Origin of the sequence: Alteromonas gilva, from assembly GCF_028595265.1 — a bacterium.
Taxonomy (GTDB): domain Bacteria; phylum Pseudomonadota; class Gammaproteobacteria; order Enterobacterales; family Alteromonadaceae; genus Alteromonas; species Alteromonas gilva.
Genome location: NZ_JAQQXP010000001.1, coordinates 2,632,044 through 2,646,633, shown reverse-complemented (window position 1 = coordinate 2,646,633; position 14,590 = coordinate 2,632,044). Strand labels below are relative to the sequence as shown.

Genomic DNA, 14,590 nt, shown 5'->3' with positions numbered 1-14,590 from the left:
TCCTCCTGACTCAACAGAGTTGTTGATTTAGTTGGGTGATGTTTTCCCGGGCCGTTTGCAGGTAATGGCCGCCAAATAGTACCGCATGGTTGAGGATATGGTAAAGCTGATACAGTGAACGTCGCTGGGGGTACTGTTTATCGAGCGGCCAGGTGTCCTCGTACCCTTCGTAAAAGGTACGTGGCAGTTTGCCAAATAGTTCTGTCATCGCAATGTCGGTCTCGCGGTCGCCCCGGTAAACCGCCGGATCAAAAACCACCGGCATAGTATGATGAAAGCCCACGTTGCCGCTCCAAAGGTCGCCGTGCAGCAAGGAGACCTGCGGTTGATGGTCGCTAAGAAACTGAAATATTCGGGTGGTACACACATCAATATTACACCAGATATGCCCCTGTCTGGCGAGTAGCTCTAACATCACGCCAATACGACTTTCAGCAAAAAAACTGGCCCAGTTGTCGCAAGGGCTATTCACCTGGACTGAGCGGCCAATAAAGTTGTCACGGGACCAGCCGTAATGACTGCCTGCCGGTTGTTTATGCAGGTTCGCTAGCTGTTGACCAAAGGTAAACCAGTCTTCATTTTTGCGTTGCGACAGTTTGAGGTATTGCAACACCAGGTATTCAAACTGTTGTTGCTGCTCTTGAAGCGTGCCAAAACAAATGACCGATGGTGTGTGAATGGCACCGGTTGCCGCTAAAGCGCTGAGTCCGTCTGCTTCGGCATCGAGTTCGGTGTTATCGGGCGAAGGCAACTGACGATATTTGACAAAGTAGCGCCGACTATCATCGCGCAGCACAGCGCACTGATGGGTATCGCCTCCGGCTACAGGTTGATAATTCTGGCAAACAAACAGGTGTCCGGAGCTTTGGCTAATTTGTTCGCTGATAAATTGCCACATTGTATTTTGAATCGTCATGCTTTTCCTGATTATGGAAGATATTTGCGCCTTTGCCAGTGCCAACGGCGGTAAGTTATGCCCTTTCTGTTAGCGTTTTGCGCTTACCGGACTGGCTGATCAGACGAAATACCCTTGTTAAAATACGAGTGTGCTTGATTATTGGTGGTTTTTTACTCTTTAATGGTGTCACACTCATTATTATAAAAGACAGCGTTAATATGTCACTTTCTACAAAACAAGTGGGTTTAGGCCTTGGTCCAGCGGTTTTTATCATGGTATTGCTGTTTTTATCGCCAGCGGGACTCAGTCAGCAAGGTTTAGCGGTGATGGCAGTGACACTCTGGGTAGCTATCTGGTGGATCACCGAAGCCATACCGATCAGTGTGACTGCGTTGTTACCAATCGTGCTGTTGCCTTTGTTTGGTGGCGCTGACATCAGCGATGTAACCGCCGCCTATGGGCATAAATACATTTTTTTGTATATGGGCGGTTTTGTACTGGCGATAGCGATTGAACGCTGGAATCTGCACCGGCGGATTGCCCTGAACATTATTTATATTGTCGGCAGCAATGTACCGCGGATCATTTTGGGCTTTATGTTGTCGACGGCGTTTTTGTCGATGTGGATCTCAAACACGGCCACCACAGTAATGATGCTGCCGATAGGTGTGGCGGTGGCCAAACAGTTTCTGGGCCATGCTGAGTTAAAGGCCGACGAAGGCGAAAAGTTCAGTAAAGCGCTGATGCTGGCGATTGCCTATTCGGCCTCCATTGGCGGTATGGCAACACTGATAGGGACGCCGCCGAACCTGGTGTTAGCCGGTATCCTGCAACAAATCTATGGTATCGATATCAGTTTTGCCACCTGGTTTATGTTTGGCTTTCCGATTACCGTGGTGTTACTGACAATATGCTGGTTTTATCTGACCCGCGTTGCCTTTGCCTGCCAGGCTGTAACCTTTCCTGGTGGTCGCAACGAAATTGCCCAGTTACGTAACGAACTGGGGCCAATGAGTTACGAAGAAAAACTGGTGTTAACCGTGTTTGTGGGCACGGCGTTAATGTGGGTATCGCGCTCATACCTGCAATATTTTGTGCCACAACTCGACGACACTATTATCGCAATCATTGCGGCCACTACGTTGTTTTTGTTTTCCTCTAAAGACAAACAACATCCCATTATGACCTGGGAAGAGGCAGTGAAAATGCCCTGGGGTACCATCGTGTTGTTTGGCGGTGGTATCGCCATTGCCGGCGGCTTCCAATCATCCGGGCTGGCCAGCTGGATTGGGCAACACCTGGTACTGCTCGACGCATTGCCGTTATTCCTGCTGATCGCGGTTTTGATTGCCGCGGTGAATTTCTTAACTGAAATCACCTCTAACCTGGCAACGACAACCGTGTTGTTACCCATACTGGCGCCCATGGCGCTGGCACTGGATGTACATCCTTACACGTTAATGGTGGCGGTAACAGTCGCCGCATCCTGTGCTTACATGCTGCCGGTGGCAACGCCGCCTAATGCCATTGTGTTTGGCTCGGGATACCTGAAGATTGCTGATATGTTTCGCACCGGGATCTGGATGAACTTTATTTCGATTATCCTGCTGACACTGGCTGTCTACTGGGTATTACCCGCGCTGTGGGGGTTTGAGTTAAACCGGTTTCCTGACGCTTTCCTGGGTAATTAGGCAGTTATAAGAGGGGCTGTACTGACTACAGCCCCCAGAGCTTTTCGTTTGGACAGGTGTGGTTACGGTGCTTATTGCGCGATCAGGGCAATCTCGGCATCGGCGTTTAATACCACCCACCAGCGGTTACCAAAACTACTGTCATACCCAACAAGCGGTGTACCGGCACAGTCCTGGTTGCGTGCTGGCGTATCTGACAGGTAACTGGTACTCCAGGCCGAATCAATAATGCAGTTGTCTGGCGTGATGGCTTGCCATTCACCGTCACGGAGTATACCCAGCGTAAGCGCTGCGCTATCAAGGGCCTCAGGCGCTGTAAATTGCACAGCAAAAGTATCGCTGACGGCGCTGCTGATATCCCAGTCCTGAGTCGCTGTTGGCGGCAGGGTGATGGCTGATTTTGCCGAGCCATCGGGTTGTGAATTGCTTAAGCCAGTGTCAGCTTCAATGTTCTTGAGCACGCCATAATCATCCTGATAAACACCGGTTTGGTTTTGCGTACCACTGATGATAAGAATGTCGGAAGCGGTTTCGTTGGCGGGGAGCCAACTGAGCGTGACGTGTTCTTTTAAATCAATGGTGGTTTCGGGAATAATCAGCTCATTGGCATCATAGTCAGGAATTACCCGAACCGGGCTGTTAAGGTTCGGCGTCCAGCTTTCATGGACCTGATATAACCACTGATAGTTAAGACGGATCAGATCGTTCATCGTCTCAGCGCGGGTAAAGCCAGGCGTAAAGCTCATATCCCGGGTACGGGTATCAGTGCGATTAAAAGTATTGTTCTGGCCGCCTACTAAGTTCACGTAGCTGCCGTCATCGCCGTAACAGTCATTGGTCATATACTGGGTTTGCAGGACCAGCACCGGACGGGTATCGGCAGGAATAGAATTAGGGTAAATAACCGACTCACAGCGATTCTTGGTGCGGGAAAATTTATCCATCAGGTGCCACTGCGCGGTAAAGTCCTGATCCGCATCATTGGATGTGGCGGTGTGTGGCGCAAAATATGATGCATAGTCTATGCGTTGATCGGTAAAAGTCAGCAGCGACGAGTTTACATCAAAATGGCTGGAACCCTTCGACATGGTGGCGTTTTTCTGAGCGACTATCATTTGCACTAACTCTCGCTCACCATAGCGAAATTCATAGCCTTTGTACGATGCATTACCAGCCATAATTTGCGTGTAAGTATCCATGCGATAATTACCCCCGGTAGGCGTCGAACTTGACGGGGTAGTGGTCAGTGCGGTTTTGGCGCTGATCAGCGAGCGTTGATACTGATGTTCGTGACCCTGCACATAAATGACATCGTGATCGGCGAAAAACTCGCGAATTTGCGGTTGTACAGAAAATACCCAGTCATCGCCTTTGGTGCCATCCACTATTTGTTCGCGGGTTTGGCCGTATTTAGCGCCGATCAGGCCGTCGTGGCTGGCGACAACAATGTGGTCGATGCCTTCCATTGACTCAACGGTTTCTTTGAGCCAGCTGTAAGCGATGGGCAAGTTGTAATAAGCGAGGCCAAAAATCAGTACGTTGTCGCGCACAACATAATAATTAATCCACTCGTAGTCGGGCATGTGCACGGCATCTTCAGGAATAAAATTGCGCATATTTTCTATCCAGTTGTACGTGTAAGCATAACTGGTTTCGTGATTGCCCATAACGGGTAAAAATTCTATACCCTGCTCAGCGTAAGCGTCTGCAATAGAACGCCACTCGGCAAATTCAATATCGCTGCCGTTGTCGGTTAAATCGCCCACGGCAATGACCATGTCGACACCCGCAGCGGCCTGATGAGCAAGTACTTCGCGCATCGGATACATTGAAACATGCGCCTGGCCTTCGCTGTCAGAGCCGCCCTGAGTATCGGGCAGTAAACCAATCGTAAACGGGGTGGCGGCAGGGGCTTCAGTTTCTGGCGGCGTTGATGGTGGATTGGATGGTGGGGGAGCTGCAAACTCCGAGTCGCTGCCACAGCCGGTAAGTATTGCTGCTGTGAGCAGGGAGGGGACAAGAATTTTAAAATCTTTCAGGTTCATAAAATGACTTCTTCGTTGAGGTGAATGAGAGGCCATCATGGTAGGGATGCTCTGGTTATTTTTAATGGCAATATTAAGAATAATTTATGAAGGTTTTATGTATTTAAAAGTGAGTATTTATTAACTTGCCAGGGGGATGGCCGGGTTAAGCAGACCAGCAGTTCGTTGCAACCGATTAGCATTTTCTTATTACTGGTGTAGACGGTACAATCAGGGTTTTTATGAATCCGCGCGCGATATCAAGGATGCAGTATGAGTTCAGAGATGACCAAACGTCTCAATAAATATATAAGTGATACCGGTTTTTGCTCACGTCGTGAAGCCGATAAACTGATCGAGCAACAGCGCGTTACCATTAACGATAAAGTGCCTGAATTAGGCACCAAAGTAGGCCCGCAGGACACCGTAAAAGTGGATGGCAAGCGCATAGGAGCGGTGGCAAAAGATAAGTCCGACAGAGTCTATATTGCGTACAACAAGCCCATCGGTATTACCTGTACCACTGAGCGGCATGTTAAAGGCAATATTATTGATGCGATTCGGCATAAAGAGCGTATTTTTCCCATTGGCCGGCTTGATAAACCCTCCGAGGGGTTAATTTTACTCACCAGCGACGGTGATATTGTGAATAAGATTCTGCGTGCCGAAAATGCCCACGATAAAGAATATGAGGTGACGGTGAACCAGCCCATTAGTGACCGGTTTCTGCAGAAAATGGCCAGGGGCGTACCGATTTTAGGCACGGTTACCAAACCCTGTAAGGTATCGCCGCGGGGTAAATTTAAATTTAATATTATCCTCACCCAGGGTCTTAACCGGCAAATTCGTCGCATGTGTGAGTTTTTAGGGTATGAAGTCACCAAATTAAAACGGACACGCATCATGCACATTGAATTGGCGCAACTTAAACCGGGTCAGTGGCGTGAACTTACCAGCAAAGAATTAGCCACACTGCATAACGCGGTCCAGGGATCGCGCAAAACAGCCAGCTAGTTTGTGGTATAATTCAATCACTTTGCTTAAAACGACAGCCGATTGGATGTTTCATAAACAATCCCACAAATCAGTGATTGCATGTACCAAATCACAGGTTATAATCCGGCTTATTCATTAGCCTGTAGGCTCAATCACGCACCCTTTAGGGTGTTTTTTTATGATTAGCAACTACAAGTGGCACAGAGTAGGTGTCACCACTGTTAAGGACATTCCATGCCAGTAATTACTCTTCCCGACGGTAGTCAGCGTAGCTTTGATAACCCAGTTTCAGTTTTAGATGTTGCCGGTGATATCGGCCCCGGGTTGGCCAAAGCCACCGTTGCCGGAAAGGTCAACGGCGAGCTGGTCGACGCGGTTGATATCATTAGCCACGACGCCGACTTACAAATACTTACCGTCAAAGACGATGAAGGGCTGGAAGTAGTCCGTCACAGCTGTGCGCACTTGTTAGGCCATGCCATAAAGCAATTGTATCCGGACGTCAAAATGGCCATCGGGCCGGTGATTGATAACGGTTTCTACTACGATGTAGACATGGAGCACTCGCTCACCGAAGACGATTTACAAAAGCTCGAAAAGCGCATGCTTGAGTTGGCCAAAACCAACTACGATGTGGTGAAAAAGACCGTGAGCTGGCAAGAAGCGCGCGATGCGTTTGTGACCCGCCACGAGCCTTATAAGATTGAAATTCTGGATGAGAACATCAGTCAGGATGACAAGCCGGGCTTATATCATCACGAAGAATATGTGGATATGTGCCGTGGTCCTCACGTGCCTAACATGAAGTTCTGCCATCACTTTAAACTGATGAAAGTGGCCGGCGCCTACTGGCGTGGCAACAGCGACAACAAAATGTTGCAGCGTATTTACGGCACAGCCTGGGCTGACAAGAAACAGCTCAAAGCCTACTTGCAGCGTCTCGAAGAAGCCGAAAAGCGTGACCACCGTAAAATAGGTAAAACACTGGATTTATTCCACTGGCAGGAAGAAGCACCGGGTATGGTGTTCTGGCATAACGACGGCTGGTCGATTTACACCGAACTGGAACAGTTTGTGCGTAATATGCTGCGCAAATATCAGTACGACGAGGTGAAAGGCCCGTTAATGATGGACCGTGTACTGTGGGAGCGTTCAGGTCACTGGGACAAGTACGCCGAAAACATGTTCACCACGGAATCTGAAAAGCGTGAATATGCCATTAAGCCCATGAACTGCCCGGGCCACGTGCAAATCTTTAATCAGGGGCTTAAGTCTTACCGTGACTTGCCACTGCGTATGGCCGAGTTTGGTTGCTGTCACCGCAACGAACCATCAGGTGCATTACACGGACTAATGCGGGTACGTGGGTTTACCCAGGATGACGCGCATATTTTCTGTACCGAAGAGCAGATGCTCGACGAAGTAGGCAGCTGTATTGATATGATTTACGACGCCTATCGCAGCTTCGGTTTTGAAAAAATCGAAGTGAAACTATCGACCCGCCCTGAAAAGCGCGTTGGTAGCGATGAAATCTGGGATAAAGCAGAAAGTGCACTGGCCGAAGCACTTAACACTAAAGGTATAGAATTCAAATACCTGCCGGGCGAAGGCGCGTTTTATGGACCCAAAATTGAATTTACCCTGTACGATTGTTTAGATCGTGCGTGGCAATGTGGTACTGTGCAGGCTGATTTCTCGATGCCTGGTCGTCTGGGATCAACTTATGTTGCCGAAGACGGCGAGCGCAAAGTACCGGTAATGATTCACCGGGCGGTGCTGGGATCGTTAGAACGCTTCATTGGTATTCTGACCGAGGAGTACGCCGGGTTCTTCCCATTGTGGCTGGCTCCCAAGCAAATGGTGGTTCTCAATATTACCGATAGCCAGGCCGAATATGCCAATCAGGTCGTCGAATCTTTACAGCAACAAGGCTTCAGAGCCAAGACCGACTTGAGAAATGAAAAGATTGGCTTTAAAATTCGAGAACATACGTTAAAACGTGTACCTTATATGCTGGTCGTAGGTGATAAAGAGATGGAAGCCGGAAAAGTAGCCGTGCGTTCACGTCGCGGTGAAGATTTAGGCAGTATGCCAGTTGCAGAGTTTATTGCGCTGGCAAACGAAGAAATCGCTGGAAAAATCATCAAATAACGGTATACTCCCGCATCTAATTATGCGGCGTGGCTGTCGTTGCGAAAAGTAAATAAGTAAGTGTCTGATTTTCATTTAAAAAGTTGAAATAAGAAAATCAGGTAATGATTAAAGTAGTTGGAGGAATAGCACATTAAAGGCGCTAACAATAAGGCTCAGGGTGACAAAGCCCGGATTAACGATGAAATTACTGCAAGAGAAGTGCGCTTAATTAGCGCAGACGGAAGCCAATTAGGCGTTGTTTCGATTAGCGAAGCAGTCAGCTCTGCTGAAGCGGCAAGTTTAGATCTTGTTGAGATTAGTCCGAACGCTGAGCCGCCAGTCTGTAAAATTATGGACTATGGCAAGTTCCTCTTCGAGAAATCGAAAGCTCAAAAAGAGCAAAAGAAAAAACAGAAGCAAATTCAGGTCAAGGAGATTAAATTTCGCCCTGGCACTGATGAAGGCGATTACCAGGTAAAACTGCGCAACCTGCGTCGCTTTCTGGAAGGTGGCGATAAAGCCAAAGTCACGATCCGTTTTCGCGGACGTGAAATGGCTCACCAAGAGATTGGCATTGAACTGTTAAACCGCGTTAAAGGCGATTTAGAAGACATTGCTAACTGCGAGTCTTTCCCACGTCGTGTGGAAGGCCGTCAGATGATCATGGTGCTCGCCCCACACAAGAAGTAGTAGTGGTCTGTCAAAGTTTTTGGGATTCTGCACCCCAAAACACCCTGCTGCAAATATTAACGGGCTAATAAGGTGACTGCACACCCGAATAAGCCAACCTTAAACAATGCGGAGTTTTAGCAATGCCTAAAATGAAATCTGTTAGTGGTGCAGCCAAACGTTTTAAGAAAACGGGCTCTGGCCGCTTTAAAAGCAAACAGTCTCACTTGCGTCACATTCTGACCAAGAAGAGTACTAAGCGTAAACGCCAATTACGTGGCAAAAAACTGGTTCATGACGCCGATACTAAATTAGTACAGCGCATGCTGCCATACGTTTAAGACGAGGAGACTGAATAATGGCTAGAGTAAAACGCGGCACTATTGCACGTGCTCGTCACAAAAAAGTATTAAAACAAGCTAAAGGTTATTACGGTGCACGTTCACGCGTTTATCGCGTAGCGGTACAAGCTGTAACTAAAGCTGGTCAATATGCCTATCGCGACCGTCGTCAGCGTAAGCGTCAATTCCGCCAACTGTGGATTGCACGTATCAATGCTGCGGCACGTCAAAATGGTATGTCATACAGCCGTTTCATTAACGGTCTGAAAAAAGCGTCTGTTGAAATCGATCGTAAGATCCTTGCCGACATCGCTGTACATGACAAAGCGGCTTTCAGCGCATTAGTCGACGCGGCTAAAGGCGCATTAGCTTAATTATTATTTAATTAAGTTTAAGTTCTTTCGGAAAACGGCGAGCGGGATGCTCGCCGTTTTTCGTTTCTGCACAAAAATATATCTGATTATTGTAAAAACCGTTCTTCATCTTCAATGATGCACGCTGCGACTTCCTGAGGCACCCTAAAGCCGTCACTTACCCAGCAGTCACCGTACAACGAGCAAAAGCACATCTGTGCGCCAAGTTTCAGTTTTAAAAATTTAGGCAATAATGTTGCGTCGTGAATGGTGATGGCGTTGATTTGCTGTCCCGGTCTGATAATACCTGAGCCTAAATGCGATTGGGTGAAGCGAGCAGAGGGGAGTCCGGCTAATTCGAATACATCCTGCCATTCGTACACTAAGGTGTCATTCACCGCTAGTTTCACATAGTGAATAATTGCAGGTCCGTTTCCCTGGTTCATCGCCACAAAACTATATTCGCCCTCGTTATAACTGCGGGTGAACAGCACACTTGGCCAAACTGATGCTCTGGCATACTCGCGGTCAATATGTGCGGAGTAGATTGCCACTATCACAGCGACGGTACTGGTGATTAATGCCGAAAAAGCGATCAGCATATCTGACTGTAAATACCATTTTTTTTGCAAAGTAAACGCTCCTGAAACTAACCTTTAACAGACCCAACCGCGCTCGAAGAAATTTCAATTGTACTGAGCTGATTACTGTAAATAATTGATAAAACAGAGGTAGTCACAGAAACGTCATGGATGTGTCACGCAGATGTCACCGCATTTTAACAGGCGTTTGTCAGGCTATGCGCAGATTGGCTGACAACAAGCCACACTACGTACACTTCACAAGGAACTACAATGGAAAAAGAACTATTTCGCGGTATTCGTTATTCAGCGCTGGCACTTGCGGTGGCTCTGGGATTATCAGCCTGTTCACTGGACGGTGATGATGGCGATGACGGTGCGACAGGCGCCGCAGGCCCACAGGGCGAACAAGGTCCCCAGGGCGATCAGGGGCCACAGGGTGAAAGCGGTGATTCAGTAGGCAAGCTTACCCGTATCGCGACTGTGCCACTGGGTGCCGAAGTCACAGGCATTTTCTTAACGGACGAGGGGGATTTATTCTTCAACGTTCAGCATCCATCCGGGACCAATACGGCAACCACCAGCATTAACAGCATGCCTATTAATACCGGAACCGTCGGCGTGTTAGCCGGGGTTAATTTTAATAATCTGCCAGCTACTTTACCAGACTCTCCGGTTCCGGCGTCAGACGAAGAAAAGCAATTAGTCATGACGGCCATCGGCCAGTATCAGGTACTGGGTCAAACCGGTGATACTTACGATGGCGAGCTTGAGAAAGGCCTTGGCCACATTTATACCCTCGATGGCGGCACGCTAATCCTCGAAAACGACATGCCGGACTTTAACGGCTTCCTGCCAACCGGTGATGGCGAAGGCTATCTGTTTTCGAACTGGGAAGAGCTGCCAGGTGGTATGAGCCGTATGCAAATTACCCGTGACGAACAGGGCATGTGGACCGTTAATGATGTGATGATGCTGGACTTCTCGCCTGTGTGGGGCACCGCTGCCAACTGTTTTGGCTCTATGTCGCCGTGGGGGACGCCATTAACATCAGAAGAGTGGGTGGTTAATTCATCGGTAAACAGCACTACCGACGCCAGCTGGAACAATCCTGCGGCTGTGGCCACCGATGCGCGTTTGGGTCGAATGTGGGAGATGACGGCACCAGACGTGCCCAACCCGTATAACTACGGTTATATCGCCGAGGTAACTGAGCCGACGGCCGATGAACCCGTCATCGTTAAGCATTTAGCTATGGGCCGCTACGAGCACGAAAACTCCACGGTAATGCCTGATGGCCGCACGGTTTACCTGTCACAGGATGATACCGGCGGTGTACTGTTTAAGTTTGTGGCTGACGTAGCAGAAGATTTATCTGCCGGTACCTTATATGGCGCAAAACTCACGCAGGACTCGGGACAGAACGATCCGGCTACTACCGGTTTTGACGTGGAATGGGTAGAGCTTGCCAGCGGCGACAACCTGACTATCCGTGCCTGGATTGACGAATACAATGGTATTGGTACCGACGACTATGTCGAAGGCGAAAGCGCCTATATTACATTGGCAGACGTAGAAGCCTGGGCCAATGGTGATGCCACGTATCCAACATTAGCGAATGGCGGTGGCAAAGTGACTGCCGGTCAGGCGATGGATAACCGCGTAGCATTTTTAGAGTCACGTGCGGCGGCTAAAATGAAAGGTGCAACGGCTGAATGGCGCAAGCTGGAAGGTATCTCAATTAACCAGAAGCGCGCACAGGAAGCGGTTGAAGGCGTTGACACTATTCCTGGCGAGGTGGTTACCGATGCGTATCTGTATATTGGTATTGCCGATATTGATAACACCATGACCGATGGCGAGGGCGATATGCAACTGTCTGCCCGGGTAAAAGACTGTGGTGGTGTATACCGTGCGCGTCTGGGTGAAAACTATGACATTTCACGCATTGAGCCGGTTGTGATGGGGTCAACGTACCGCTCAAGCCTGACCGGCGCTGAACGTTGTGACGTCGACCAGCTGTCGCAGCCTGACAACGTGATTGTCATGAATGACGGTCGCATTTTAATTGGTGAAGACGGCTTCCAACAGAACAACACGCTGTGGATGTACGAGCCAGCTAAAAAATAAGTCATTTTTGTAACACTCTATCCGGGCGCGATGGCGCCCGGATTTTTGCATTGTAGAAACTATGAAAATATCATTACCTGTTTTACCCCTTATTACCATTGTGCTTGGTGCACAGTTAATGGCGTGCAGTGACGAAAGCGTAACGGTTGCAGTTGCACCTGATATATCAGGTCAGTCAACGGTTTACCCTTATAGCGAGGGTGACGATATTCCGGCATTAGCGTACATGGCCCATGATGAGATCTATAATCCCGAGTCGGTCATTCCTCCGCAGTGCTATACCAAAACGAATGGCAAGAACAATCCATGCTATGCCTGTCATCAAAGTTACGACCGCAGTGAAAACCGGCCAAATCAGATGGGCGATGGCACCTTGCAGGGAAATTACGAATTCTCCGATGTGGGATTAACCAACAGCTGGAAAAACCTGTTTGTCGATCGCCGGCAGCTAATAAAAGACATCAGTGACGATGAAATCCTTGCCTACATTGAGCAGGATAATTACTCAGCCGCATTGAGCGGCAAGCCGGGCAGTGAGCACCGGCTTCCCGATGCGATGCACCTTGAGCAGCTTAGCTATCCGCAGCAAGCCTTTGGTGAGCACGGCATTGCCAAAGACGGCAGTGGCTGGGTGGCGTATAATTACAAACCTTTCCCCAGTACCTTCTGGCCGACTAATGGCTCTACGGGTGATGCCATGATCCGCTTGCCGTCCGTGTTTCAGCAGCGCAATGGCAAATATGTTGAAGATGTGTATTTAGCTAACCTCACCTTAGTTGAGATGGCGTTGAAAGATGTCAATCAACTTGCTGTACCAAATCTGAATGAACAGGCTATTGGCCTCGATATTAACGGTGACGGTGAGTTAACGACCGCCGTAAAAGTCATGCAACGGCGTGATAATTATTTAGGTGATGCCAGCGCTACCGAACTCAGTTTTTTGCTGTACCCCGAGGGGACTGAGCTTTTGCATACTGTGCGCTACATCGGGGTTGACGACAACGGCCAGATTTACAATGCGCCGCGCATGAAAGAAGTGCGTTACATGCAAAAGGCGTTATTTCGCAGTAAAGAAAGCCTCGCCTCAGCCTATTATGCTGAAGCGAAAGACAAAGCCTTTGAAAAGCTCCCGCAAACACGCTATCTGAACCAGGAAACCGGTATAGACAATGGCTTTGGCTGGACGCTCAATGCCTTTATCGAAGATGCCAACGGTGATTTACGGCCTCAGCACCCCCAGGAGCTAGCCTACTGCAATGGTTGTCACAAAACCGTCGGCTCAACCTTTGATCAAACCTTTTCCTTTGCCCGTAAAGTGCCGGGAACCAAAGGATGGGGGTACATTAACCTGCGTGAAATAGCCGATGTGCCGAACATTAACGAGCAGGACGGTGAGTTTCTGACTTACATGCAACGTGTTGGCGGCGGCGACGAATTTCGTCAGAATGCTGAGATGCTGGCGCGCTGGTTTAATGATGACGGTAGTGTAAACGACGAAAAGGTTAAACAAGCGGATTCTGTGTATGAGCTGATTACGCCCAGTCCGCAGCGTGCGCTGGCGCTCAATAAGGCGTATCAGACCATCGTTAAAGAGCAAAGCTACCTGTTTGGGCGGGATGCCACGATTACCGAAGCACGTAATGTGCTTGAGGTTATTGACGCTGAGCAGCCACCGTTGCTGCCAGAGCACCGGCATGCCTGGGATATGCGCCTCGACTGGTTTGCAAACTCTGAGCATAACGTAGCGAGCAATGCTGCGCCAAACTAAGCGTTAAGTACAAGGGTCTGTAACGTGTCGGGGGGCAGAGCGCTGTACCCCATGGCAACAGACCCTGTCTTAATCAGGCAGTACCATCTGATTTTTCGAGTTAACGAGGGTTTGCCATAAAAAGCTGGCCACCGGCCCTTTACGCTGTTTTTTGTCGCGCACCAGGCGAATTTCTCCTTCGATGACTGACGTCACATCGTCGAGTTGCAAGGGGATCAGCGTGCCGTCTGTAAGTTCATCGGTAACGCTTTTTTTAGGAATGTAGCCCCAACCGGCACCACGCATCAGCAACTCCTTTTGTGACACCGTGTCGTTGCTTCTGATTGTTGAATGCGGCACAACCCCCATGACTTTTTGAATGTCTAAATCAATATCAAACGCCTGTGGCATCAGTAGGGGAATATCCCGCAGCTGGCTGGATGAATGAGGCCGGCTGGCAAAACTGCTAACTAACTGGTGATGAATCACCGCAATGACTTCAAAACGATCAAAGGGCAGCGTTTCGAAGCTGGCCAGTTCATGAAAGGTATGTGTCCAGGGGGTCAGTGCTATCGACGCCTTGCCATCAATCAGACGCTGCAGTGCGCCAAGGCGTTGCACTGATGTTAAGTACAATTCGGTTTGCGGAAAATGTTGCTGAGTTGTCGTAATAGCGTCGAAAAAAGTCGATTGCTGGCATATAGTGTCAAAAGCGAATTCAATAGTGCTTTCGTGGCCATCACGTAAATGTGCTGCCAGCGCCGTGATATCCTTTGCTTGCCTGAGCAGGTACCGGCAGTGAGGTAACAGACGATGGCCATCGTCAGTCAGTTGTAGTCGGTTCGCTGTTTTTTGCAGCAGAGTGAGCTGTAACTCTTGCTGAAAACGTTTGATCGCTATGGATAGCGCAGGTTGCGTTTTATGCAGAACCTCGGCGGCGTTAGCAATGCTGCCAAGTTCTGCCACGGTGACAAACATGCGTAATTGTTCGAGCGTCATAAATAAAATTTATTAAATGAGTAAAATA

At 48.9% G+C, this 14,590-nt stretch carries 12 protein-coding genes; 8 read left to right on the top strand and 4 right to left on the bottom strand.

The features are described 5' to 3' along the window. Positions 1 to 10 precede the first annotated feature (10 nt). Positions 11 to 916: a fructosamine kinase family protein gene (locus OIK42_RS11745; protein WP_273640738.1), complete on the bottom strand. Its 906-nt coding sequence runs from the start codon at positions 914 to 916 to the stop codon at positions 11 to 13. A gap of 200 nt (positions 917 to 1,116) precedes the next feature. Between OIK42_RS11745 and OIK42_RS11740 the strand changes: the two genes are divergently transcribed. Beyond that, positions 1,117 to 2,589: an SLC13 family permease gene (locus OIK42_RS11740; RefSeq protein WP_273640736.1), complete on the top strand. Its 1,473-nt coding sequence runs from the start codon at positions 1,117 to 1,119 to the stop codon at positions 2,587 to 2,589. 71 nt (positions 2,590 to 2,660) lie between these two features. Here the strand turns inward: OIK42_RS11740 and OIK42_RS11735 are convergent, their stop codons facing one another. After that, a complete protein-coding gene (locus OIK42_RS11735; protein WP_273640734.1) occupies positions 2,661 to 4,634 on the bottom strand; it encodes a metallophosphoesterase family protein in 1,974 nt (657 codons plus the stop codon). Between the two features lie 252 nt (positions 4,635 to 4,886). On the opposite strand from OIK42_RS11735, the gene rluF reads away from it, so the two are divergent. From rluF to rplT, 5 genes are all read left to right on the top strand, one after another. Continuing rightward, on the top strand, positions 4,887 to 5,627 hold the full coding sequence (rluF, locus tag OIK42_RS11730; RefSeq protein ID WP_273640732.1) for a 23S rRNA pseudouridine(2604) synthase RluF: 741 nt from the start codon (positions 4,887 to 4,889) through the stop codon (positions 5,625 to 5,627). Positions 5,628 to 5,843: 216 nt separating this feature from the next. After that, positions 5,844 to 7,760 carry a threonine--tRNA ligase gene (gene thrS, locus OIK42_RS11725; RefSeq protein ID WP_273640730.1) on the top strand — a complete coding sequence of 639 codons (1,917 nt, stop codon included), beginning with the start codon at positions 5,844 to 5,846 and terminating at the stop codon, positions 7,758 to 7,760. Positions 7,761 to 7,892: 132 nt separating this feature from the next. Continuing rightward, positions 7,893 to 8,432, top strand: coding sequence for a translation initiation factor IF-3 (infC, locus tag OIK42_RS11720; protein ID WP_273641515.1), 540 nt, complete (start codon positions 7,893 to 7,895; stop codon positions 8,430 to 8,432). Between the two features lie 122 nt (positions 8,433 to 8,554). Continuing rightward, the gene (gene rpmI, locus OIK42_RS11715) at positions 8,555 to 8,752 is read left to right on the top strand and encodes a 50S ribosomal protein L35 (RefSeq protein ID WP_273640728.1); all 198 of its coding nucleotides are present in this window, start codon (positions 8,555 to 8,557) and stop codon (positions 8,750 to 8,752) included. 17 nt (positions 8,753 to 8,769) lie between these two features. Then, positions 8,770 to 9,126 (top strand): 50S ribosomal protein L20, encoded by a 357-nt coding sequence (gene rplT, locus OIK42_RS11710; protein WP_070174515.1) that lies wholly within the window; start codon positions 8,770 to 8,772, stop codon positions 9,124 to 9,126. 86 nt (positions 9,127 to 9,212) lie between these two features. Here the strand turns inward: rplT and OIK42_RS11705 are convergent, their stop codons facing one another. Further along, positions 9,213 to 9,737 carry a hypothetical protein gene (locus OIK42_RS11705; protein WP_273640725.1) on the bottom strand — a complete coding sequence of 175 codons (525 nt, stop codon included), beginning with the start codon at positions 9,735 to 9,737 and terminating at the stop codon, positions 9,213 to 9,215. Between the two features lie 222 nt (positions 9,738 to 9,959). Between OIK42_RS11705 and OIK42_RS11700 the strand changes: the two genes are divergently transcribed. Further along, positions 9,960 to 11,816, top strand: coding sequence for an alkaline phosphatase PhoX (locus tag OIK42_RS11700; RefSeq protein WP_273640723.1), 1,857 nt, complete (start codon positions 9,960 to 9,962; stop codon positions 11,814 to 11,816). Positions 11,817 to 11,877: 61 nt separating this feature from the next. After that, positions 11,878 to 13,584, top strand: coding sequence for an Aq_1262 family (lipo)protein (locus OIK42_RS11695; RefSeq protein ID WP_273640722.1), 1,707 nt, complete (start codon positions 11,878 to 11,880; stop codon positions 13,582 to 13,584). Positions 13,585 to 13,653: 69 nt separating this feature from the next. Here the strand turns inward: OIK42_RS11695 and OIK42_RS11690 are convergent, their stop codons facing one another. Beyond that, the gene (locus tag OIK42_RS11690; RefSeq protein WP_273640720.1) at positions 13,654 to 14,562 is read right to left on the bottom strand and encodes a LysR family transcriptional regulator; all 909 of its coding nucleotides are present in this window, start codon (positions 14,560 to 14,562) and stop codon (positions 13,654 to 13,656) included. Between the last annotated feature and the right edge of the window lie 28 nt (positions 14,563 to 14,590).